Origin of the sequence: Cellulomonas sp. NTE-D12 (genome assembly GCF_027923705.1) — a bacterium.
GTDB lineage: Bacteria > Actinomycetota > Actinomycetes > Actinomycetales > Cellulomonadaceae > Cellulomonas.
Window position 1 is genome coordinate 887,819 of sequence record NZ_AP026442.1, and the last position, 22,238, is coordinate 910,056.

Annotated in this window: 16 protein-coding genes; 13 read left to right on the top strand and 3 right to left on the bottom strand. The window is 73.7% G+C overall.

Annotated features, from left to right (window positions below; genetic code table 11):
• Positions 1-10: 10 nt before the first annotated feature.
• A complete protein-coding gene (locus tag QMF98_RS04125) occupies positions 11-1,315 on the bottom strand; it encodes an MFS transporter (protein ID WP_337974802.1) in 1,305 nt (434 codons plus the stop codon).
• Between the two features lie 277 nt (positions 1,316-1,592).
• Here QMF98_RS04125 and QMF98_RS04130 point away from each other — a divergent pair, with 277 nt between their 5' ends.
• Complete coding sequence (locus tag QMF98_RS04130; protein ID WP_337974803.1) at positions 1,593-3,053, top strand: glycosyltransferase; 1,461 nt, start codon at positions 1,593-1,595, stop codon at positions 3,051-3,053.
• Here the strand turns inward: QMF98_RS04130 and QMF98_RS04135 are convergent.
• Positions 3,028-3,909, bottom strand: a complete 882-nt coding sequence (locus tag QMF98_RS04135) for a PIG-L deacetylase family protein (protein WP_337974804.1) — start codon at positions 3,907-3,909, stop codon at positions 3,028-3,030. The two genes, QMF98_RS04130 and QMF98_RS04135, sit on opposite strands and share 26 nt — an antisense overlap.
• A 75-nt stretch (positions 3,910-3,984) precedes the next feature.
• Between QMF98_RS04135 and QMF98_RS04140 the strand changes: the two genes are divergently transcribed.
• The 6 genes from QMF98_RS04140 (at position 3,985) to QMF98_RS04165 (ending at position 11,273) form a co-directional block, all read left to right on the top strand.
• Positions 3,985-5,367, top strand: a complete 1,383-nt coding sequence (locus tag QMF98_RS04140; RefSeq protein ID WP_337974805.1) for an outer membrane protein assembly factor BamB family protein — start codon at positions 3,985-3,987, stop codon at positions 5,365-5,367.
• Between the two features lie 157 nt (positions 5,368-5,524).
• Positions 5,525-7,036 (top strand): bifunctional UDP-N-acetylglucosamine diphosphorylase/glucosamine-1-phosphate N-acetyltransferase GlmU, encoded by a 1,512-nt coding sequence (gene glmU, locus QMF98_RS04145; RefSeq protein ID WP_337974806.1) that lies wholly within the window; start codon positions 5,525-5,527, stop codon positions 7,034-7,036.
• Positions 7,033-8,016 (top strand): ribose-phosphate diphosphokinase, encoded by a 984-nt coding sequence (locus QMF98_RS04150; protein WP_291763428.1) that lies wholly within the window; start codon positions 7,033-7,035, stop codon positions 8,014-8,016. Before glmU ends, QMF98_RS04150 begins: the two co-directional genes overlap by 4 nt.
• Before the next feature lie 279 nt (positions 8,017-8,295).
• Positions 8,296-8,919: a 50S ribosomal protein L25/general stress protein Ctc gene (locus tag QMF98_RS04155; RefSeq protein WP_337974807.1), complete on the top strand. Its 624-nt coding sequence runs from the start codon at positions 8,296-8,298 to the stop codon at positions 8,917-8,919.
• A gap of 93 nt (positions 8,920-9,012) precedes the next feature.
• Positions 9,013-9,636 carry an aminoacyl-tRNA hydrolase gene (gene pth / locus QMF98_RS04160; RefSeq protein WP_337974808.1) on the top strand — a complete coding sequence of 208 codons (624 nt, stop codon included), beginning with the start codon at positions 9,013-9,015 and terminating at the stop codon, positions 9,634-9,636.
• 107 nt (positions 9,637-9,743) lie between these two features.
• The gene (locus QMF98_RS04165; RefSeq protein ID WP_337974809.1) at positions 9,744-11,273 is read left to right on the top strand and encodes a sugar transferase; all 1,530 of its coding nucleotides are present in this window, start codon (positions 9,744-9,746) and stop codon (positions 11,271-11,273) included.
• Positions 11,274-11,371: 98 nt separating this feature from the next.
• Here the strand turns inward: QMF98_RS04165 and QMF98_RS04170 are convergent, their stop codons facing one another.
• Positions 11,372-12,022, bottom strand: coding sequence for an acyltransferase (locus QMF98_RS04170; RefSeq protein ID WP_337974810.1), 651 nt, complete (start codon positions 12,020-12,022; stop codon positions 11,372-11,374).
• 233 nt (positions 12,023-12,255) lie between these two features.
• On the opposite strand from QMF98_RS04170, the gene QMF98_RS04175 reads away from it, so the two are divergent.
• The 6 genes from QMF98_RS04175 to QMF98_RS04200 all read left to right on the top strand — a co-directional run bounded on the left by QMF98_RS04175 (position 12,256) and on the right by QMF98_RS04200 (position 22,191).
• Positions 12,256-16,965, top strand: coding sequence for a DUF4082 domain-containing protein (locus tag QMF98_RS04175; protein WP_337974811.1), 4,710 nt, complete (start codon positions 12,256-12,258; stop codon positions 16,963-16,965).
• Positions 16,966-17,137: 172 nt separating this feature from the next.
• Positions 17,138-18,211 (top strand): Gfo/Idh/MocA family protein, encoded by a 1,074-nt coding sequence (locus tag QMF98_RS04180; RefSeq protein WP_337974812.1) that lies wholly within the window; start codon positions 17,138-17,140, stop codon positions 18,209-18,211.
• Positions 18,208-19,209 carry an NAD-dependent epimerase/dehydratase family protein gene (locus QMF98_RS04185; RefSeq protein ID WP_337974813.1) on the top strand — a complete coding sequence of 334 codons (1,002 nt, stop codon included), beginning with the start codon at positions 18,208-18,210 and terminating at the stop codon, positions 19,207-19,209. Before QMF98_RS04180 ends, QMF98_RS04185 begins: the two co-directional genes overlap by 4 nt.
• On the top strand, positions 19,209-20,345 hold the full coding sequence (locus QMF98_RS04190) for a DegT/DnrJ/EryC1/StrS family aminotransferase (protein ID WP_337974814.1): 1,137 nt from the start codon (positions 19,209-19,211) through the stop codon (positions 20,343-20,345). Before QMF98_RS04185 ends, QMF98_RS04190 begins: the two co-directional genes overlap by 1 nt.
• Positions 20,342-21,079: a NeuD/PglB/VioB family sugar acetyltransferase gene (locus QMF98_RS04195; protein WP_337974815.1), complete on the top strand. Its 738-nt coding sequence runs from the start codon at positions 20,342-20,344 to the stop codon at positions 21,077-21,079. Before QMF98_RS04190 ends, QMF98_RS04195 begins: the two co-directional genes overlap by 4 nt.
• Complete coding sequence (locus QMF98_RS04200) at positions 21,076-22,191, top strand: DegT/DnrJ/EryC1/StrS family aminotransferase (protein ID WP_337974816.1); 1,116 nt, start codon at positions 21,076-21,078, stop codon at positions 22,189-22,191. The genes QMF98_RS04195 and QMF98_RS04200 overlap by 4 nt, the downstream gene beginning before the upstream one ends.
• The last annotated feature ends 47 nt before the right edge of the window (positions 22,192-22,238 follow it).

The following is a 22,238-nucleotide window of genomic DNA, read 5'->3' on the forward strand; positions in this document are numbered from 1 at the left end:
GGCCGGACGTTCAGGCCAGCGGTGCGTCGACGTCCGGCTCCGGGCCCCACCACGCGGCGACGCCCAGCAGCAGGCCGCCGAGCACCAGCACGGCAGGCACGGCGGCGCCCCCGACCCTGCGTTGCAGCACGGGTAACCAGAGCGGGTAGAGGGCCGGCACCACCAGCGAGAGGCTGTACCCGACGCCGTACCCGCTGGCCCGCACGCCGGCGGGGAACCGCTCGGCGAGGTAGGCGCCGACCGGCGCGTAGCCGGTCACCGTCACCACCTGCAGCACCAGGGCCAGCACGGCGACGGCCACCAGCCCCCGGGCGGCGAGCACACCCGCCCAGGTCAGCGGGGCGGCGACCACCACGACGGCGGCGAAGCCGAGGAAGAAGCGTCGGCGCCCCAGCCGGGTCGAGGCGTGGCCCGCCAGGTGCATCGCGACGGCCGAACCCGCCGTCGCCACCAGCAGCGTGAACGACAGCTGACGCGCGTCGACGTGGCCGCCGGCCCGCAGCTGCGCGGTCAGCGTCGGCACCGCCATCTGGGTCAGCAGCCACAGGCCGCTCATCAGCACGAACACCTGCCACAGCGCACGGCGGTGGCTGCCCACCAGCACCTCCCGCAGCGGTCGGGTGCGGGGCGCCGCCGCGCGCCAGGAGTCGGACTCGGGCACCAGCGACCGGTAGTAGAGGGAGAGCGCGCCGGCCAGCACGGCGCCCACGACGAAGGGCACGCGCCACCCCCAGGCGGCGTACGCCCCGTGGGGCAGCACCGAGGTCAGCAGCAGCACCACCGCCGAGATCGTGGCGTTGGCCCACGGCGACATCGCCATCACCAGCCCGCTCAGCGCACCGCGCCGGCGCGGTGCGCTCCACTCCATCGCCAGCGGGATCGCGGCCGAGTACTCGCCTCCGACGAACACCCCGCTGAGGAACCGCAGCAGCACCACCAGGGCGATCGTGCCCGCGCCGAGCACCCGGTGGTCCGGCACGACGGCGACGAGAGCCGTGGTCAGAGCGATGCCGGCGAGCGCCACCTGGGTGGTCGCCGTGCGGCCGAGGCGGTCGGCGAGCGGCCCGAGCAGCACGGCGCCGAGCGGCCGGCCGAGCAGCGTCGCGACGAACACCCACCCGGTCGCGGCGACCACGTGCTGCGCACCGAACACCTGGTCCGCGACCGGCGTCATGGTGACGACCGGAAGCATGATGTCGAACTGGTCGACGTAGTTGCCGAGCGCGCCCCCGCGCACGGCGCGCCGGCCGCCGTCGGCCCGGGCCGACCCCTCGAGGCGTGCGTTGCTGTCCACGGCTGGACGGGCAGATGCCATCAGTCCCACTTCCTCCGCCGGCATGACCCGGGATCAGGTTCGACGGTCGTAGCGGCGTCGGCTACCTCTCAGCCCCTGCCGGGGCTCCCGTGTGTCGTGCGGAAGCGTAGCGGTGCTCGGGGGGAGCCTCCGTGCCTGCGGGTGAACCTCAGGGTCCGATGGGGGGAGAACCCGATGGTGCTCCGCACGCCGGTCCCGCCACGATGTCGGCATGGCGTTCGGCACCAGGACCCAGCCCCGTGCCCGATACTCGTCCCGGTTCCGAGGAACATGGCCGGTGCGACACCATCGAGGGCACGAGGGGCGGTTCACGGACGTGGTCAGGGTGTGGGTCTTCGCCGACCTGCCGCTCGGGCAGGCCGCCGGTCCGTCGTACATGGTGGAGTCGTGGCAGCGCGAGCTGCGGCTGCTGGGCCTCGAGCCCCGGACGTTCGCCCCGGCGGGCGGCATCGGGGGTCACCGCCGCGACGACGAGCAGGTGATCTTCCGCTCCCTGCACGACGTCGGGTACCCCGGCGACCACCACGCGCGGTACTCGGTGCTCGGCGAGCTGCTCCGGGCGCGCAAGGACCGTCCGGACGTCGTCGTCGTCTCGACCCTCGGCCGGGTCGGGGTGCTGGGGATCATCCTGGCGGCGTTCTACTCGATCCCCCTGGTGATGGTCGTGTCCACGGACACCACCGGTGCCACCGCGTACTACAACCCCCTGCGCGCGGTCTGGTCCGGCGGCGTCAAGCCGCTGCTGCTGCTGACCGTGTCCGCGCGTGCCCGCAGGGCGTTCCTGCGGCGGCCGACGGCCACGGGCGACCAACCCGACCGTCGGGCCGGCCGGCTGGTGGACCGGACGACCGCCGCACTGCACGCCGATGCGCGGGAGGTGGTGCTGCTGTCCCGCAAGGGCCTGCCCACCTACGGGGCGCTCTGCCCGGCCGCACACGTCACGGTCCTGCCGACGGGCATCGACCGGCTGCCCGTCGCCCCCGTGCCCAGCGAGCTCGTCTGGCGTCCGGGTGCCCTGCGGATGCTGTACGTCGGGCGGTTCGCCCCGGAGAAGAACCTGCCCGTGCTGCTGCACGCCGTGCGGCGCGCGGTCGACCAGGGCGTCGACGTGCACCTGGCGCTCGTCGGCGGAGGGCCGCTGCGCGAGCGGCTGGCCGTCGAGGCCGAGCGGCTGGGCGTCGCCGACCGGGTCACGGTGATCGGTCCCTACCCGCGGGGCGAGCTCGGGGGCGTCTACGCCAGCGCCGACGTGTTCGCCTTCCCCTCGGTGGTGGACACGCAGGCGTACGTGCTCAACGAGGCCGCCCACGAGCGGCTGGCGCTGCTGGTGTCCGACACCGCGAACGGCGTCGTCGAGGACGGCGTGTCGGCTCTCGTCGTGCCGCCCGACCCAGAGTCCTACGCGCGGGCCCTGGGCACGTTGCGGGACCGGGCGCTCCGCGAGCGCCTGGGTGCCGCGGCGCAGCTCCGCGCGCGGCAGCTCGGGGAGGGTCAGCAGTGCGCTCGGTTGGCCGACGTGATCCGCCGCGCCGCCACCGGCCCCGGCGCCGACCCTGTCGATGACCTGACCCCTGGTCCGGCCGACGGCCTCGCCGCAGGCCGGACCACGGCGCTCGGCGCGTCGGACCTCTGGGACGGCGCGGTGCCCCTCGCGGCGGCGGACCTCTGGGACGGCACCGTCCCGTCGGTGGCACGGCGTCCGGTCGACGCCGTCAGCGAGGCCGTACCGACCAGATGACGTCGCCGCCGCGCAGCCGGTGCGCGCGGCGCAGCATCGGCCCCAGCTGACACATCCCCCCCAGGGCCGGCGTCTGGCTGCGGTACTCCGCCACCGCGGCCACGTGGCGGTCCTGCGACCAGCGGTCCACCGGGTGCACCGTGCACCGCCAGCCCAGCGACGTCCACCCCGGCACGTACGCGTCGAGCGACGGGCCGACGCCGATCGCGGCGGTCCCGGCGAGCACCACGCCCTCCGCCGGACCCGCCCACCCGGGTGCCTCGCGCAGCCGGCGCCACAGGGGACCGGCGTGCTCCCGGGTGACCGGGTGCCGGTGGCGGGCGCCGTTGCCCAGCGCGTAGAAGTCCTCGTAGAAGCCGACCCGGTCGGTCGCCTGCAGGCGCACGGCGGCGGTGAGGGCTGCCACCGCGACCTCGACGTGGTCGACGTGGTGGCCGATCCCGAGCGGCGCCAGCACGCGCACCCCCGGACGGGCGAGCGCCTCGGCGACCACGTCCTCCAGGTGGCCCAGCTCCTCGAACCCGGAGGAGCCGGCGGGCGTACGGAAGGCGGCGCGCAGGCCTCGTGCCGGGGGCCGCCGCCACACGCGCTCCGGCAGGTCGAGGCGACGAGCACCGGCACCGAGCAGGGCCAGCGCACGGTCGTCCTCCGCCAGCCGGGTGGTGTAGTCGGCGAACCGCCGCAGCCCACGGGGAACGGCGGCCGCGGCCGGGGCGCGGGTGAACGCCGTCCAGACCTCCACGTGCTCGCCGGCCGCGGCCCGCCCCGCGATGAGCGCGCCGAGGGACAGGACGGCGTCGTCCAGGTGCGGCGAGACGACCACCAGCCCGCCGGTCGCCGCCACGGCGCCGATCATGCCAGGGCCCCCTCCGTGGACCCGGACCACGTCGATCGGCACCCGGTGGCGCCTCCCGCTGGCTACCGTCGGCTGGTGCCCTCCGCGATGGTGCCCATCGAGCTCGACGACGAGCGTGCGCCGGCGCCGGGTCCGCGGCACCGGCCGCCCTCAGGCCGCACCCGGGTGTGGCTGCTCGGGGGCGCTGCTGCGGTCGTGCTCGCACTGGTCGCCGGCCAGTGGGCCGCGGACGCCTGGGCCCGCGCCGGCTGGGAGCGCCTGTCCGACCGCACGGAGGTGGTCGCGCCGGTCGACCGGTCGCTGACGGTCCGCTGGTCGCTCGGCCCGTCCACGTTCGTGTCGGTCAGCCAGGGTGTCGCCTGGCGCGGGACGGTCGTCGGCCCCGTCCTCGGCGCGGACGGCTCCATCGGCGTCGTCGAGCTCGACGGCCGTGACGGCCACGTGCGCTGGACCAGGTCGGTGATCGGACCGGACACCGCCCGGAGCGCCAAGGAGGGTGCGCTCCGCCCGACGGGGTCCTGCGAGCGGGTCCCGGACGACGCGTCCCGGATCGTCTGTCTGCTCACGGATGCGGTCGTGCTGACCGCGGGGCCCTCGGTCAGCACCTCGCAGGCGACGCAGGCCCATCTCGTCGTGCTCGACCCGCGGAACGGCTCGGTACGGGCCAGCCATGCCGTCGCCGGCGACCTCTCGCACCTCGGTGTCGTTCTCCACAGCGGGCTGGCGGTCCTGGTGTCCTCCACCCGGCACCAGGTGGTGGGCGTGGACGCGGGCTCGGGCGTCGAGCGGTGGCGCACGGCGCCGTCCGTCCTGCAGGACGGGAGCGGCCACGGCGTGGTGCGCGTCGGGGAGCTGGTGGCGGTGGCCGGTGACACGGCACTGGACCTGCTCGGCCCGGACGGGAAGGTTCGCCGCTCCGTCGACCTGCGGGGCTACGCAGGTGCGCAGCCGCTGGCGGACGGCCGGCTGGTGCTGCCGGACGCGGCGGGCACGCTCGTCGTCGGACCCGACCGCGACCTGCACCTCGACGGCGTCCCGGTGGGCATCGCGTCCGACGACGGCAGTCTTCCCGGCCTCACGCTCCTCCGGAGCGGCGTCCTGCGGGCCTTCGACCCCGACGGCCGGCAGCTGTGGCAGCTGCCGGGTGCCTCCCCGGCGGGCGTCGTCGTGCTCGGCGGCGTCGTGTACGTCACCCGGGACGGGGGTGTGACGGCCGTCGACGGGTCGACCGGGGCGGTGCGATGGCAGGCCTCCCTGCCGGTCCAGCAGCTGCCCCCGGTCACCGACGGCCGCGTCCTGGTCGTCGCGCTGGGTGCAGACGTGGCGGCGCTCGACCTGCGGACGGGTGCGGTGCTCTGGCGCGCGCCGCTGCCTGCCGGCCACCCGCGGCTCCTCGGGTTCGACGGGCTGCTCCTCGCGATCGCCCAGGACGGCTCGGACATCGTCGTCGTCGGCTGATCGGACGCCCCTGGGGCGAGCGTCCGACGAGGTCTGCGCCGGTCCGAGGCGGCCGGGCGCCCGGTGCCGCGGCGGTAGACTCGGGTGCACGGTCCGCCCGCCCGGCGCGCGTCGCGCCCGGCAGATCCCGCAGAAGCCCGCGAGGAGCACCCTGAAGGTGACGATCCCCCGCCCCGCAGCCGTCGTCGTCCTCGCCGCGGGGGAGGGCACCCGGATGCGCTCAGCCGTCCCCAAGGTGCTGCACACGTTGGCCGGTCGTTCCATGCTCGGTCACGCGGTGACCACCGCCCGCGCGCTGGAGCCGGAACGCGTCGTGGTGGTCGTCCGGCACGGGCGGGAGGCGGTCGTCGAGCACCTCGCGCAGATCGACCCCGAGGCGCTGGTGGCCGACCAGGACGAGATCCCGGGCACGGGCCGCGCGGTCCAGGTGGCGCTCGCGGCGCTCGACTCGGCGCAGCAGGTGGACGGCTCGATCGTGGTGATGGCGGGCGACGTGCCGCTGCTGGACGCCGGCACGCTGCAGCAGCTGCTGCTGGCGCACCACGAGGACGCCGACGCGGTGACGGTGCTCACCACCGAGGTGGCGGACCCGACGGGCTACGGGCGCGTGCTGCGCGAGCCGGGCACCGGTGACGTCGCGGGGGTCGTCGAGGAGAAGGACGCCGACGACCAGCAGCGCGAGATCCGCGAGATCAACACCTCCACCTACGTGTTCGACGCGGCGGTCCTGCGTTCGGCGCTGACCCGGCTCGGCCGGGACAACGCGGCCGGCGAGGTGTACCTGACGGACGTCCTGGCCATCGCGCGTGGCGACGGCGGCCGCGTGCGGGCCCTGCGCACCGACGACACGCTCTCGGTGGAGGGCGTCAACGACCGCGTGCAGCTGGCCGTGCTCCGGGCGGAGCTGAACCGCCGCATCCTCGAGGACTGGATGCGGTCCGGGGTCACCGTGGTCGACCCGGCCACCACCTGGGTCGACGTGGACGTCGACCTCGCCCAGGACGTCACGCTGCTGCCCGGCACCCAGCTGTTCGGCGCCACCACGGTGGCGAGCGGCGCGACGATCGGCCCGGACACCACGCTGACGGACGTCGAGGTCGGCCCCGGCGCGTCGGTCGTCCGGTCCCACGGCTCGCTCGCGGTGATCGCCGCCGGCGCGACCGTCGGCCCGTTCTCCTACCTGCGTCCCGGCACGGTGCTCGGCGAGGGCGGCAAGATCGGCGCGTTCGTCGAGACCAAGAACGCGGTGATCGGCACGGGGTCCAAGGTGCCGCACCTGTCCTACATCGGCGACGCGACGATCGGCGACCACACCAACATCGGCGCGGCCTCGGTCACGGCCAACTACGACGGCACGACGAAGCACCGCACCACCATCGGCTCGCACGTACGCATCGGCGCGGACACGATGCTGGTCGCGCCGGTGACCGTCGGCGACGGCGCGTTCACGGGCGCCGGCACCGTCGTCCGCCGCGACGTGCCGCCGGGCGCGCTGGCCGTGAACGCCACCAGCCAGCGCACGGTGGAGAACTGGGTGCAGCGCACCCGCCCCGACTCGGCGGCGGCCCAGGCCGCCGCCCGCGCCCGCGGCCTGCGCCCACCTGACGACCCTGCTGCCCCTGCCGCCGACCCCACCGCTGCACCCGAGGACAAGGACACCGCCCGATGACCGGCATCATCACCACGGACGGTGAGAAGCGACTCGTGCTGGTCTCGGGCCGTGCTCACCCGGAGCTCGCGACCGACGTGGCGCAGCACCTCGGCGTCGAGCTGGTCCCGACCACGGCGTACGACTTCGCCAACGGCGAGATCTACACGCGGTTCGGCGAGTCCGTGCGCGGTGCGGACGCGTTCGTCCTGCAGTCGCACACCCGTCCGGTGAACACCTGGATCATGGAGCAGCTGCTCATGGTCGACGCGCTCAAGCGCGCCTCCGCCAAGACCGTCACCGTCGTCGCGCCGTTCTACGGCTACGCCCGTCAGGACAAGAAGCACCGCGGCCGCGAGCCGATCTCCGCCCGCCTGATGGCGGACCTGTTCAAGACGGCCGGCGCCGACCGGATCATGAGCGTCGACCTGCACGCCGCGCAGATCCAGGGGTTCTTCGACGGGCCGGTGGACCACCTGTGGGCGATGCCGATCCTGGTCGAGTACGTCCGGACCCGGGTGGACACCTCCAACGTGACGGTCGTCTCGCCGGACGCCGGACGCATCCGGGTCGCCGAGCAGTGGGCGGCCAAGCTCGGCGGCGGCCCCCTGGCGTTCGTGCACAAGACCCGCGACATCCGCCGGCCCAACCAGGCCGTGGCCAACCGGGTGGTCGGTGACGTCGAGGGCCGCAACTGCGTGCTGGTCGACGACCTGATCGACACCGCGGGCACCATCTCCGAGGCGGTCCGCGTGGTGCTGGAGGCCGGCGCCAAGGACGTGCTCGTCGCGGCGACCCACGGCGTGCTGTCCGACCCGGCCGTCGCGCGCCTCGAGGCGTGCGGCGCCCGCGAGGTCGTCGTCACCGACACGCTGCCGATCGCCGAAGAGGTGCAGTTCCCCAAGCTGACGGTGCTGTCCATCGCCCCGCTGCTGGCCCGCGCGATCCGCGAGGTCTTCGACGACGGCTCCGTCACGTCGCTGTTCGACGGGCAGGCCTGACCCTCGCACCACGCACCGGTCGGCCGGGGTTGGGAGCCACCCCCGGCGACCGGTAAGATCCTCGGGTTGCCTCGGCGAGGGATGTCGGACGGTCGGCCGTGGGACCCGCAGCGATGTGGGCCTCGAACGGGCGTCCCGGCTCCGTGATCGACTGGGTGCGGATGCCTCCGCCTGCCCGTCCAGCGCCCCGCGTCGAGGCCCACCGACCTGATCGCTCTACCCCGCTTCCGACTTCCGTCGTGCGCCTCGTGGCCGCGACACCGACCACGAGGAGACACCATGGCCGAGACCAAGCTCGTCGCCACCGCCCGCACGGAGTTCGGCAAGGGGGCCGCCCGTCGCCTGCGCCGCTCGCACCAGATCCCCGCCGTCCTGTACGGCCACGGCACCGCGCCGGTGCACGTCGCCCTGCCGGGCCACGAGCTGATGCTGGCGGTCAAGCACTCCAACGCGCTGCTGGCGATCGAGCTCGACGGCAAGACGACGCTGGCCCTGGCCAAGGACGTCCAGGTCGAGCCGGTGCACCAGGTCATCGAGCACGTGGACCTGCTGATCGTCCGCCGTGGCGAGAAGGTCACCGTCGACATCCCGGTGCACGTGGTGGGCGAGTCCGCCCCCGGCACCATCCACGTCGTGGAGACCCAGACGCTGTCCCTCGAGGCGGACGCGACGGCGCTGCCGGACCGCGTCGAGGTGTCCATCGAGGGTCTCGAGGACGGTGCCATCGTGCACGCCGGCGACATCACGCTGCCGGCCGGCTCCACGCTGCTGACGGACGCCGAGCACATCGTGCTGACCGTCTCCGTGCCGCGCGCCTCCGCCGAGGACCTCGCCATCGAGGAGGCCGCCTCCCAGCTGGCCGACAAGCAGTCCGCTGCCAGCGCCGCGGCCGCCGAGGCCTGATCGAGCGACGCTGCGTGACGCGCCCGGCACCGACACGGTGCCGGGCGCGTCCCACGTCCGGGCACGTGACGCGAGAGACGGGAGAGTGACCTGGTGACCGACTCGCCGTGGCTCGTCGTCGGGCTGGGCAACCCCGGATCCCAGTACGCGGGCAACCGCCACAACCTCGGCGCGATGGTGGTCGAGGAGCTGGCCCGCCGCACCGGGAGCACCCTGGGCCGCCCCGGGGGCCTCGCCGGCCGCCGGCCGCAGGCGACGGTCGCGGAGGCGCGGCTGGGCATGTCGGCCGGAGGAGCGCCCGGGCCCCGCGTGGTGCTCGCCCGGCCGACGACGTACATGAACGAGTCCGGTGGTCCGGTCGCGGCCCTCGCTCGCTACTACGGGGTCCCGGCGGAGCGGATCGTGCTGGTGCACGACGAGCTGGACATCCCGTTCGCCGACGTCCGCGTCAAGCAGGGTGGGGGAGAGGGCGGCCACAACGGTCTGCGCGACACCAGCCGGGCTCTGGGGACGCGGGACTACGTCCGCGTCCGCGTCGGCATCGGCCGGCCGCCCGGCCGGATGGACGCCGCCGACTACGTGCTGCACGACTTCGGGTCGGCCGAGCGGGCCGACGTGCCGTGGCTGGTCGACCGCGCGGCGGACGCCGTCGAGGCCGTCGTCCTCGAGGGCCTGCACGTGGCGCAGCAGCGGTTCCACACCAAGGACCCCGGCTAGATCACCCGCACGAAGAGGGTGAAAGGTCCCGAATCGGACAATTGGGTCTTATCGCCACAGAACATCCGCAATAGCCTCAACCCCGACACCTGATCGGGGGGCGGGGCATGACGGATCTTCGGGACTTCACCGTGACGACGGCCGAGCTGGCCGCGCTCACGGAGCGCCGACGCGCCGCGGGCGGACCGCGCCGGTCGTGGGCCTCGACCCAGCCGTTCGTGGCGGGCGAGCAGGTGGCTCTGCAGGGGGCCGAGGCGGAGTCCTGGCGACCGGCGTCAGCCCGCTACACCCGCCGCGCCGTGCTGCTCGACCTCGGCCTGACGCTGGCCTGCGCGACGTGGGCGGTGGTCCTGGCCCAGCTCGAGGTCCCCGCGCTGCCCGCGGTCGGTGCGGCCGTCGTGGCGTTCCTCGGCACGATCGTGCTCGGCCACGGGTACGACCGGACGGCCGTCGGCGACGGACCCCGGGAGTTCCAGGCGATCCTGTGGGCGGGTCTCGCCGCGGTGGTGGTCCCCGCGCTCGCCGGCGCCTTCGTCGGTGTGGCGTTCCCCCGCCTGCTGGTGCTGGTGCTCGCGGTCCTGCTGACCATGTCGGTGTCGGTCGGGCGCTACGTCCTGCGGCGGTGGCTGCACGGCAACCGGCGCGACGGCCTGGCGATGGCGCGCACCCTCGTCGTCGGCGACCCGTCATCCGTGCACCAGGCGATCACCGACCTGCGCGCGTCCACCCACCACGGGTACCGCGTCGTCGGCATCTGCCTGCCGTCGGTGACCGACGAGCCGCCGCAGGACGGCGTCCCGGTGCTGGGTGCCCTCGCGGACGTGCCGCAGGTCGCCTACGACCATCGGATCGAGACCGTCGTCGTCGCCGGGGCGGTGCTGACGGGAGACGCGCTGCGTCGGCTGTCCTGGGCGCTCGGCCGCACCGGTGCCGACCTCGTCGTGGCGCCGGGCCTGGTCGAGGTGCTCGGTCCGCGGGTCAGCGTGCGTCCGACCGCCGGGCTCTCGCTCCTGGAGGTCCAGACGGTGGCCCCGCGGCGACGGCTGCTGGTCAAGAGCCTGCTCGACCGGCTGCTCGGCACGGGGCTGCTGATCGCGGCCGCTCCGGTGATCGCCTTCGCGGCGCTCGGCGTCCGCCTGTCGAGCCCCGGTCCGCTGTTCTTCCGCCAGGAGCGGGTGGGCATCGACGGTCGGCCGTTCACCATGATCAAGCTGCGCAGCATGTACGTGGACGCCGAGGAGCGGAAGGCGGCGCTGCTGGACCGCAGCGACCGCGACGGCCTGATGTTCAAGATGCACGACGACCCCCGTGTCACACCGGTGGGCCGGATGCTGCGTCGGTTCTCGATCGACGAGCTGCCGCAGCTGTGGAACGTCGCCCGTGGCGACATGTCCCTGGTCGGCCCGCGGCCGCCGCTGCCGGAGGAGGTCAGCGCCTACCAGGACGCCGTCTTCCGTCGGCTGCACGTGCGGCCCGGCCTGACCGGCCTCTGGCAGGTCAGCGGCCGCTCGGACCTGTCCTGGGACGAGTCGGTGCGCCTGGACCTGCGGTACGTCGACAACTGGTCCGTCGCGATGGACCTGCTGATCCTGTGGAAGACGGGCCGTGCCGTGCTGGGCTCGGCGGGCGCGTACTGAGGGCTCCGTCCCGGCGGATCGGCACCAGCTGCCGGCGGCCGGTCCGCCGTCCGGACGGGCGACCGTAGCCCCTCACGGTCGCCCCACTGATCCGGGGCTCAGGCGGACCGGTCGACCGGCGTCAGGGTCTCTCCGTCCTGCACGTAGAGCTCGCCCGTCACCGGGCACCGCCACCGTCCCTCGCCCGCGTCCTCGAGCGGGTGCCCGGCGCGTCCCACCCAGCGGATCCGCCGGGCCGGCACCCCGGCGACGAGCGCGAAGTCCGGCACGTCCGTCGTCACCACGGAACCGGCCGCCACCAGTGCCCAGCGCCCCACGGTGACCGGCGCGATGCACACCGAACGCGCGCCCAGGGACGCCCCGGTCCGCACCGTCACGCCGACCGCGTGCCAGTCGTCGGCCGACTTCAGGGTGCCGTCCGGGTTGACGGCCCGCGGGTAGAAGTCGTTCGTCAGCACCACCGCCGGCCCGACGAAGGCGCCGTCCTCGAGCACTGCCGGCTCGTAGACCAGCGCGTGGTTCTGGATCTTGCACCGGTCGCCCACCCGGACGCCGGGACCGATGTAGGCGCCTCGGCCGACGATGCAGTCGGCCCCGACGACCGCGTTCTCGCGCACCTGCGCCAGGTGCCACACGCGAGTGCCGGCACCGACGGAGGCGCGCGGGTCGACGTCCGCGGTCGCCGCGATCGTCGGTCCGGCGGCGGCGTCGTGCTCGACGGACGCGGCTGCGGCGGGCTCATCGGACATCGGTGCCTCCAGCTGGCTCTGCGGCGGTGGCTGCAGCAGCCGCCGCGGTCATCATGCCGGGCCGGCCGGACCACCCACCGGTCACCGCGGGTGATCTTCGACGAGGACGTGTCCGCTGCCCGGTTCGGGCCCTATTGTCCGGATATGGACCGGTACAGCAGCCGGTCGTACGTCGCGCGTACCCGGAGTCGCCGGTGAGCGTGACGGTCAGCAGAACGGGACCGGAGCAGGTCATGGGTCGTCGCACCACCACCGTCCGCCGGGCAGTTGCTGCATGGACCGTCGCCGCCGTCGCGGGAGCCCTGGGGCTCGTGGCCCTCGCGGTGCCGGCCAGCGCCGCCGACCCGTGCGGCACCGGCAGCAACCCGATCGTGTGCGAGAACTCCAAGCCCGGCACCGACCCCTCGGTGTGGGACATCACCGGGGCCGGTGACGCGAGCATCCAGGGCTTCGCCACCGACATCTCCGTCAACGTCGGCGGGACGATCGGCTTCAAGATCGACACCGCCGCCACGGCCTACACCATCGACATCTACCGGACCGGCTGGTACGGCGGGCTCGGCGCCCGCAAGATCGCCTCGGTGACGCCGTCGGCCACGCTGCCGCAGAAGCAGCCGCAGTGCATCAGCGACGCCACGACGGAGAACTACGACTGCGGCAACTGGGCGATCTCCGCCACGTGGACCGTGCCCACCACCGCGGTGTCCGGCGTCTACGTCGCCAAGCTGACCGACCCGAAGCTCAACGACTCCAGCCAGATCACGTTCGTCGTCCGTGACGACTCGAGCCACTCGAGCATCGTCATGCAGACGTCCGACCCCACCTGGCAGGCCTACAACACGTACGGCGGGTCGGACTTCTACCAGGGCGCGGCCAACGGCCGGGCCTACAAGATCAGCTACAACCGCCCCGTCTCCACCCGGGGCCTGAACAGCGGTCGCGACTTCTACTTCAGCTCCGAGTACGCCACCGTGCGGTTCCTCGAGCAGAACGGGTACGACGTCAGCTACCTGTCCGGCGTCGACACCGACCGTTACGGGGCGCTGCTGAAGAACCACAAGACCTTCCTGTCCGTCGGGCACGACGAGTACTGGTCGGGAGCGCAGCGGGCCAACGTCGAGGCGGCCCGGGACGCCGGGGTCAACCTCGTGTTCCTCAGCGGCAACGAGGTGTACTGGCGCACCCGCTACGAGCCGTCGATCGACGGGACGTCGACCAGCTACCGGACGCTGGTGTCCTACAAGGAGACCTGGTCGGACGCGAAGATCGACCCGTCGCCGCAGTGGACGGGCACGTGGCGCGACCCGCGGTTCGCCCCGCAGCCCGAAGGGGGCGGGCTGCCGGAGAACGGTCTGACCGGCACGCTGTACATGTCCAACAACACGGACCTGGCGGTCCAGGTCTCCTCCACCGAGGGCAAGCTGCGGCTGTGGCGCAACACGTCGCTGACGTCGCTGGCCCCGGGCACGACGGCCACCCTCGCGGCCCACACCGTCGGCTACGAGTCCGACGAGAGCCCGGACAACGGCTTCCGGCCTGCAGGGCAGATCTTCCTGTCCACGACGGTCGGCGCCGTGCCGCAGTACCTGCAGGACTTCGGGACGGTGGTGCAGCCGGGCACCACCACGCAGCACCTCTCGCTGTACCGCGCCCCCAGTGGTGCGCTGGTGTTCTCGGCGGGCTCGATCCAGTGGTCGTGGGGTCTGGACCAGACGCACGACGGGGACGGCGCGGCGGCCGACCCGCGGATGCGGCAGGCGACGGTCAACCTGCTGGCCGACATGGGCGCCCAGCCGCTGACCCTCGCGGCGGGCCTGACGCCGGCAACCGCGTCCACCGACACGGTCGGACCGACCACCGTCATCACGTCGCCGATCGCCGGCGCCGCCGTGCCCAACGGCACGAGCGTCACGGTGACCGGCACGGCGTCGGACAGCGGCGGCGGGGTCGTCGCCGGTGTCGAGGTGTCCACCGACGGTGGGACGACGTGGCATCCGGCGACGGGTACGACGAGCTGGTCATACACCTATCAGCAGGCCGGACTGGGCAGCACCCCGATCCTGGCGCGGGCCATCGACGACAGCGCCAACATCGGGACGGCCGCCTCGGTGTCGGTCGGTGTCTCCTGCCCGTGCACGCTGTACGGGTCCACGGTCCCCGCGGTGCCGGCCGCGTCCGACACGTCGGCCGTCGAGCTGGGTCTGAAGTTCTCCACGACCACCGCCGGGTACGTCACCGGCGTGCGGTTCTACAAGTCCACCGCGAACACCGGGACGCACGTCGGCTCGCTGTGGACCAGCTCGGGGCAGCGGCTCGCTTCGGTGACGTTCTCCGGCGAGTCGGCCAGCGGCTGGCAGAAGGCGACGTTCTCCCAGGCGGTCGCAGTGTCGGCCGGGACCACGTACGTGGTCTCCTACACCGCGCCCGCCGGTGGGTACGCCGTGCAGAGCGGTGCGTTCTGGTACGCCGGTCGGACGCAGGCGCCGTTGGCGGCACCCGGCGGCTTCGGTACCTACGGCGGCGTCTACGCCGCGGCGGGCGCCTTCCCGACGCAGACGTACGGGGCCTCGCAGTACTACGTGGACGTCCTGTTCTCGGACGTGAACACCACCCCGCTGACGATCAGCGGTCAGACGCCGCTGCCGGGGTCGACCAGCGTGCCGCCGGGGACCCCGGTCCAGGTGACGTTCTCCAAGGACGTCACACCGTCGTCGGTGGCGCTCACCATGGTGTCCGGGAGCGGGACGTCGGTGGCCGGCACGACGACCTACGACTCGACCGCCCGCGTCGCGACGTTCACGCCCGGCGCCGCCCTGGCGGCGTCGACGAAGTACACCGTGACGGCCGCGGCCACGTCGAACACCGGCGGCGTGAGCGGCGGGGCGTCGTGGAGCTTCACCACGGCAGCGCCCGACCAGGTGGCCGGTGGCTCACCGGTCTCGCTCTACAACGACTCGGCGACCCCGGCCACGCTCGAGGTTCCCGACTACTCCGCGGTGACGCTGGGTACGCGGTTCGCGAGCAGCTCCGACGGCGTCGTCAACGGTGTGCGGTTCTACAAGGGGCCTAACAACGGCGGGACGCACGTCGGTGCTCTCTGGGCGGTCGGGTCGAGCACGCCGCTGGCCCAGGTGACGTTCACCAACGAGAGCACCGAGGGGTGGCAGACCGCGACGTTCTCGACGCCGGTCCACATCACCCATGACACCGAGTACGTCGTCTCCTACCGCACGACGGTCGGTCGCTACTCCGCCACCGCGGGCGCGTTCTCCGGCACGGGGGTGCAGCGTGCACCGCTCAGGACGGCGAGCGACAGCGGCATGTACTCGTACGCCGACGCGTACCCCGGCTCCACCACGTCCACCAGCTACCTGGTCGACGTGGTGTTCACCCCGGCGGTCCAGCCGCTCGTGGTGGTGTCGCAGACGCCGGCCGCCGGCAACGTCGGCGTGGCGACCGGGACGGCCGTCTCCGTCACCATGAGCGCGCCGCTCACCTCGGGCGCGACGCTGTCGCTCGCGGCCGGGTCCACCCCGGTCACGGGGACGAGCGCGCTGTCCGCCGATGGGCTGACCCTCACGTTCACACCCGCCGCCGCTCTGGCCGCCGGGGTGACGTACACGGCGACGACGAGCTCGCTCACCTCCACCGGTGGCGCGACGTCCGCACCGGTGACGTGGTCGTTCACCACCGCCAGCGCGGGCGGCTGCCCGTGCACGCTGTTCGGCTCGGTCGCACCGCAGACGGCAGCCGCCAACGACGCGTCCTCCGTTGAGCTCGGTGTCGCGTTCACGCCCACGCAGAGCGGGCTGATCACCGGCGTCCGGTTCTACAAGGGGACGGGCAACGGCGGCACGCACACGGGCACCCTGTGGAGCTCGACCGGGACGGCGCTGCGGACCGTGACGTTCACCGGTGAGTCGAGCAGCGGGTGGCAGACGGCGACCTTCAGCACGCCGTACGAGGTGACGGTCGGCACCACCTACGTCGTCTCGTACCTCGCGCCCCAGGGTCACTACGCGGTGACGTCGAACTTCTTCACCGCGGACGTCGTCAGCGGGCCGTTGACCGCACCGGCATCCGGCAACGGGCGCTACCTGTACGGCGGTGGCTTCCCGACCAGCACGTGGCAGCAGTCGAACTACTTCGTCGACGTGCTGTTCACCCTCGCGCCGCCCAGCCCGCCGACGGTGACGTCCACGGCGCCACCGGCCGGTGCGACCGGCGTCTCCACGGGCGCGACGATCTCGGCGACGCTGTCCAAGGCGCCGGCGTCGGGCACGCCCACACTGGCCCTGACCGGTCCGTCCGGTGCTGTCGCCGGTGCGGTGTCCTACGACAGCACCTCGCTGACGGTGACGTTCACGCCGTCGGCGGCTCTGGCGGCCGGCACGTCGTACTCGGCGGCGGTCAGCCTCGGCGGGACGGCCCTGACCGGCGGGTCGTGGACCTTCACCACCGCCGCGCCCGCGCCGACGGCCGTCACCATCTGGCCGGACAGCACCGTCCCGACGTACCCGTCATGGAACGACCCGGCCACGGTGCAGGTCGGCACCCGGTTCACCCCGAGCGTGGCCGGTTCCGTGACCGCGATCCGGTTCTACAAGGGAGCCGCGAACACCGGCACGCACACCGTGATGCTGTGGGGCCCGAGCCAGACGCTGATGGCCCAGGCGCCGTCGACGTCGGAGTCGGCATCCGGCTGGCAGACGGTTCCGCTCCCGGCGCCCGTCACGCTGACGGCGGGTCAGACGTACACGGCGTCGTACCTGTCCTCGACGGGTGGGTACGCCGTGACGCCCAACATGCTCGCGAGCCCCGTCACCTCCGGTGTGCTGTCCACACCGGCGGGCGCCGGTGCCTACGTCTACGGCTCCGGGTTCCCCGGTTCGTCGTCGAACGCCTGGTACGGGGTCGACCTGGTGTTCGTCCCGGCGGGCTGACGCGAGCCGCTCGACGCCGGACGGTCCGCGGACGGCACCGCGGGGCGTCCGGCGTCGCGCTGCTCCGATCGGGTTGTTCACCCCGCACCACCGGGGTGAAAACCCGACATACCGGGTCACAGCGGGCGCGTCGCCCGTGAGACTGGACGGACCGAGCGAATCGAGGGACGTCATGACCGACCAGTTGCGCGCCGCCGTGATCGGCGCCGGCTACTGGGGCCCCAACCTGGCCCGCAACTTCCGCACCAGCCCCGACTGGGACCTGGTGGCCGTGTGCGACCTGGACGAGAGCCGTGCCCGCCGCGTCGTCGGGGCCCGTTCGACGGTCGAGGTGATGACGTCCGTGGACGACCTGCTCGCCCGCGACGACATCGACGCCGTGGCGGTGGCGACGCCCGCCCGCACGCACGCCGCGCTGGTCACGGCGGCCCTGCGCGCCGGCAAGCACGTCGTCGTGGAGAAGCCGATCGCTGACGGCGGCGCGGCCGCGCGGCAGATGCGGGCCCTGGCGGCCGAGGTGGACCGCGTCCTCATGGTCGACCACACGTTCTGCTACACGGCGCCGGTGCTGAAGATCCGCGAGCTGATCGCCGACGGCGCGCTCGGCGACATCCACTACGTCGACTCGGTGCGCATCAACCTCGGCCTGGTGCAGCCCGACGTCGACGTGTTCTGGGACCTCGCGCCGCACGACCTGTCGATCCTCGACTTCATCCTCCCCGGTGGGCTGGTGCCGACCGGCGTCGCGGCGCAGGGCGCGGACCCGCTCGGTGTCGGCCAGGCCTGCGTGGGCTACCTGACGCTGCCGCTGCCGGACGGCGCCATCGCGCACGTGCACGTCAACTGGCTCAGCCCCACCAAGATCCGGCAGGTGGTGATCGGGGGCAGCAAGCGCACGATCGTGTGGGACGACCTGCAGCCCCAGCAGCGGGTGACGGTGTACGACCGCGGGATCGACCTGGTCGCGGGTGCCGGCGCCGATGCGGCGCAGAAGCAGGCCGTGAACATCTCCTACCGGCTCGGCGACGCCTGGGCCCCCGCGCTGCCCGAGCGGGAGGCGCTCGGCGTGATGGTCGGCGAGCTCGCGGCGGCCATCCGTGAGGGGCGCCCACCACGGACCGACGCGAGCGCCGGGATCCGGGTCCTGGACGTGCTCGAGGCGGCCTCGCTCTCGCTCACCGACGGCGGTCGGCTGACCCAGCTCCGCGACTCCGTGGCGCTGCCGATGGCGGGGGTGCGCGCATGAGCGCCCTCTCCGGAGCTCGTGTCCTGGTGACGGGTGGCGCGGGGACCATCGGCTCGACGATCGTCGACCAGGTGCTCGACGCGGGCGCCGCGCACGTCGTCGTGCTGGACAACCTGGTGCGGGGCCGCCGGGAGAACCTGGCGGACGCGATGGGCAGCGGCAAGGTGGAGCTGGTGGTCGGGGACCTGCGGGACCGGGACCTGGTGCACGACGTGACGGCGGGTCAGGACGTGGTGTTCCACCAGGCCGCCATCCGCATCACCCAGTGCGCGGAGGACCCGCGGCTGGCGCTCGAGGTGCTGGTCGACGGCACGTTCACCGTGCTCGAGGCGGCCGTGGCGGCCAAGGTCGACAAGGTCGTCGCCGCCTCCAGCGCGTCGGTGTACGGGCTGGCGGAGGAGTTCCCGACGACCGAGCGCCACCACCACCACAACAACGACACCTTCTACGGCGCGGCGAAGTCTTTCAACGAGGGGATGCTGCGCAGCTTCCGGGCGATGTACGGCCTGGACTACGTGGTGCTGCGCTACTTCAACGTGTACGGGCCGCGGATGGACGTGCACGGGCTGTACACCGAGGTGCTGGTGCGGTGGATGGAGCGGATCGCCGACGGCAAGCCGCCGCTGATCTTCGGTGACGGGAAGCAGACGATGGACTTCGTCTTCACCCGCGACATCGCCCGCGCGAACCTGCTGGCGGCCGCCAGCGACGTGCGGGACGGGACGTACAACATCGCGAGCGGGACGGAGACGAGCCTCCTCGAGCTGGCGCAGGCGCTGCTGCGCGCCATGGACTCCGACCTCGAGGTGGAGCACGGCCCGGAGCGGGCGGTCAACGGGGTCACCCGGCGGCTCGCGGACACCACCGCCGCGCGCGTCGACCTCGGGTTCGAGGCGACCGTCGGGCTGGAGGACGGGCTGCGGGAGCTGGTGGAGTGGTGGCGCCCGCAGCGCGAGCAGATCGCGGCGGGCCGCGCGCTGAGCGGGGCGGGTGCCTGATGTCGCGGATCAACGTGATGCAGCCGTGGCTGGGCCCCGAGGAGATCGCCGCGGTCACCGAGGTGATCTCCTCCGGCTGGGTGGCGCAGGGCCCGCGGGTCGCGGCCTTCGAGCAGGCGTTCGCGCAGGCGATGGACGTGCCCCACGCCGTCGCGACCTCGTCCTGCACCACCGCGCTGCACCTGGCGCTGGTCGTCGCCGGCGTGCAGGCGGGCGACGAGGTGGTGGTGCCGTCGTTCTCCTTCATCGCCACCACGAACGCACCGACCTACGTCGGCGCCCGGCCGGTGTTCGCCGACGTGGACCCGGTCACCGGCAACCTGACCGCCGAGACGGTGGCCGCCGTGCTGACCGACCGCACCCGCGCCGTCGTGGTGGTCGACCAGGGTGGCGTGCCGGTGGACCTCGACGCGATCCGGGCGGTCACCGACCCGCGGGGGATCGTCGTCGTGGAGGACGCGGCGTGCGGTGCCGGCTCGACGTACCGCGGGCGCCCCGTCGGTGCCGGTGCGGACGTCGCGGCGTGGTCCTTCCACCCGCGCAAGATCGTCACCACGGGCGAGGGCGGCATGCTGACCACCCCGCACCAGGAGTGGGCCGCGCGGGCACGCCGCCTGCGGGAGCACGCCATGAGCGTCTCCGCGGCGGCCCGGCACGCCAGCGTGCTCGCCCCGCCCGAGGAGTACCTCGAGGTCGGCTACAACTACCGGATGACGGACCTGCAGGCCGCAGTCGGGATCGTCCAGCTGGACAAGCTGCCGCAGGTGGTCGCGCGCCGCCGGGAGATCGCCGCGACGTACGCCAAGCACATCGCCGAGATCCCCGGGCTCCGCGCGGTAGCCGACCCCGCCTGGGGGACGTGCAACTTCCAGTCGTTCTGGGTCGAGGTGGGACCGGGGTACCCGCTCGACCGTGAGGGGCTGCTCGCGCACCTGGCGGACCAGGAGATCTCCGCACGGCGCGGGATCATGGCGTCGCACCGGCAGCCCGCGTACGCCGCGACGGACCACGTGCCCCTGCCGGTGACCGAGCACCTGACCGACACCACGCTGATCCTGCCGGTGTTCCACCAGATGTCGGAGTCGGAGCAGCACCGCGTGGTCGATGCGCTCCGCAGCGCCGGGCAGTCCGCATGAGCGGCACCCCGCTGGTCCTGGTCACCACGTCCGGCCTGGCGCGGGAGGTCCTCGCGCTGCTCCGGATGCACCCGATGTACCAGGTGGTCGGCTTCGTGGACGACGACCCGGCCCGGCAGGGCACCACCGTCGACTACGTCCCGGTCCTCGGACCGGTGCAGGCGCTCCGGGACCGGCCGGACGTCCAGGTGCTGGTGTGCGCCGGCCGCGGGTCCGTCCGCGAGGCCCTGGTGGGCCGGCTCGAGCAGCTCGGCGTCGACGAGCAGCGGTACGCCACCGTGGTCCACCCCGGGGTGGAGGTGCCACCGGGCTGCAGCGTCGGCGCCGGCAGCATCCTGCTGGCGGGCACGGTGCTCACCGCCGCGGTGACCGTGGGTCGGCACGTCGCGGTGATGCCGCACGTGACGCTGACCCACGACGACGTGGTGGAGGACTACGCCACGGTGTGCGCCGGCGTGCACCTGGCCGGCCGTGTCCGCGTCGGCCGGGCGGCGTACCTCGGCACCGGTTCCACGGTCCGCGAGGACGTGCAGGTCGGTGCGGGCGCGACGCTCGGCATGGGTGCGGCGCTGGTCGACGACCTGCCGGCGGGGCAGACGTGGGCGGGTGTGCCGGCCCGTCACCTCGCCGCCGCCGTGCGGGCACCCCGGCACGGCGTGAGCGCACGGGTCGAGACGACGGACGACGCGGGGCCGGCGACGGCCCCGGACGAGCAGAGAGCAGGCGCAGCATGAGCATCCCCTTCGTCGACCTGTTGGCCCAGCACGCCGAGGTGGCCGACGAGGTCCGAGCCGGCCTCGACGAGGTGTTCGCCGCGACGGCGTTCGTGGGTGGCCCTGCGGTCAGCGCCTTCGAGGCGGACTACGCCGCCTACGTCGGCGCCGCGCACTGCATCGGCGTCGCCAACGGCACCGACGCGCTCGAGCTGGCGCTGCGGGCCGTGGGCGTACGCCCTGGTGGCGAGGTGATCGTCCCGGCCAACACGTTCATCGCGACGGCGGAGGCCGCGTCGCGCATCGGTGCCGTGCCGGTGCCGGTGGACGTCGACCCCGTGCACCTGCTGATGGACCCGGCGGCGGTCCGGGCCGCCGTGGGTCCGCGCACGGAGGCGATCGTCCCGGTGCACCTGTTCGGCCAGGTGGCGCCCGTCGAGGAGCTCGGCAAGATCGCCGCCGACGCGGGTGTCCCGCTGATCGAGGACGCCGCCCAGGCGCAGGGTGCCCGCCGCAACGGCCGCTCGGCCGGCACGTTCGGGCTCGCGGCCGGCACCAGCTTCTACCCGGGCAAGAACCTCGGTGCCGCCGGTGACGGTGGGGCGGTCACGACGTCCGACGCCCAGGTCGCCCGGTCGGTCCGCGTCATCGCGGCGCACGGCTCGGCGCACAAGTACGACCACGAGGTGATCGGCTTCAACTCGCGTCTCGACACGGTGCAGGCCGTCGTGCTCGCTGCGAAGCTCCGTCGCCTCGAGGCGTGGAACGCCGCGCGCCGGGCCGCCGCGGACCGCTACGCCGTGCTGCTCGACGGTGTCGACGCGGTGCAGCTGCCGACGACGGCCGAGGGGAACGAGGACATCTGGCACCTCTACGTGGTGCAGGTGGACGAGCGCGACCGGGTCCTGGCCGAGCTGTCGGCCGCGGGCATCGGGGTCGGCATCCACTACCCGACGCCGGTGCACCTGACGGCCGCGTACGCCGACCTAGGTCTGGGTCGCGGCGCCTTCCCCGTCGCCGAGGCGGCGGCGGACCGCATCCTGTCCCTTCCGATGTTCCCCCACCTCACCTCCGGGCAGCAGGAGCAGGTGGTGGAGCAGCTCGCCAGGTCCGTGGCCCGGACGGCCCCGTGACGACGCCGCAGCCCGAGCCGCCGGGGGTGCGCAGCCGAACCCGGCGG

Excerpts from the sequence above, each read along its gene's own strand:
- QMF98_RS04125 (WP_337974802.1), bottom strand. The coding sequence starts at position 1,315 with ATGGCATCTGCCCGTCCAGCCGTGGACAGCAACGCACGCCTCGAGGGG.
- QMF98_RS04135 (WP_337974804.1), bottom strand. The coding sequence starts at position 3,909 with ATGATCGGCGCCGTGGCGGCGACCGGCGGGCTGGTGGTCGTCTCGCCG.
- QMF98_RS04150 (WP_291763428.1), top strand. The coding sequence starts at position 7,033 with ATGACCGGCATCATCACCACGGACGGTGAGAAGCGACTCGTGCTGGTC.
- QMF98_RS04155 (WP_337974807.1), top strand. The coding sequence starts at position 8,296 with ATGGCCGAGACCAAGCTCGTCGCCACCGCCCGCACGGAGTTCGGCAAG.
- QMF98_RS04165 (WP_337974809.1), top strand. The coding sequence starts at position 9,744 with ATGACGGATCTTCGGGACTTCACCGTGACGACGGCCGAGCTGGCCGCG.
- QMF98_RS04170 (WP_337974810.1), bottom strand. The coding sequence starts at position 12,022 with ATGTCCGATGAGCCCGCCGCAGCCGCGTCCGTCGAGCACGACGCCGCC.
- QMF98_RS04175 (WP_337974811.1), top strand. The coding sequence starts at position 12,256 with ATGGGTCGTCGCACCACCACCGTCCGCCGGGCAGTTGCTGCATGGACC.
- QMF98_RS04180 (WP_337974812.1), top strand. The coding sequence starts at position 17,138 with ATGACCGACCAGTTGCGCGCCGCCGTGATCGGCGCCGGCTACTGGGGC.
- QMF98_RS04185 (WP_337974813.1), top strand. The coding sequence starts at position 18,208 with ATGAGCGCCCTCTCCGGAGCTCGTGTCCTGGTGACGGGTGGCGCGGGG.
- QMF98_RS04190 (WP_337974814.1), top strand. The coding sequence starts at position 19,209 with ATGTCGCGGATCAACGTGATGCAGCCGTGGCTGGGCCCCGAGGAGATC.
- QMF98_RS04195 (WP_337974815.1), top strand. The coding sequence starts at position 20,342 with ATGAGCGGCACCCCGCTGGTCCTGGTCACCACGTCCGGCCTGGCGCGG.
- QMF98_RS04200 (WP_337974816.1), top strand. The coding sequence starts at position 21,076 with ATGAGCATCCCCTTCGTCGACCTGTTGGCCCAGCACGCCGAGGTGGCC.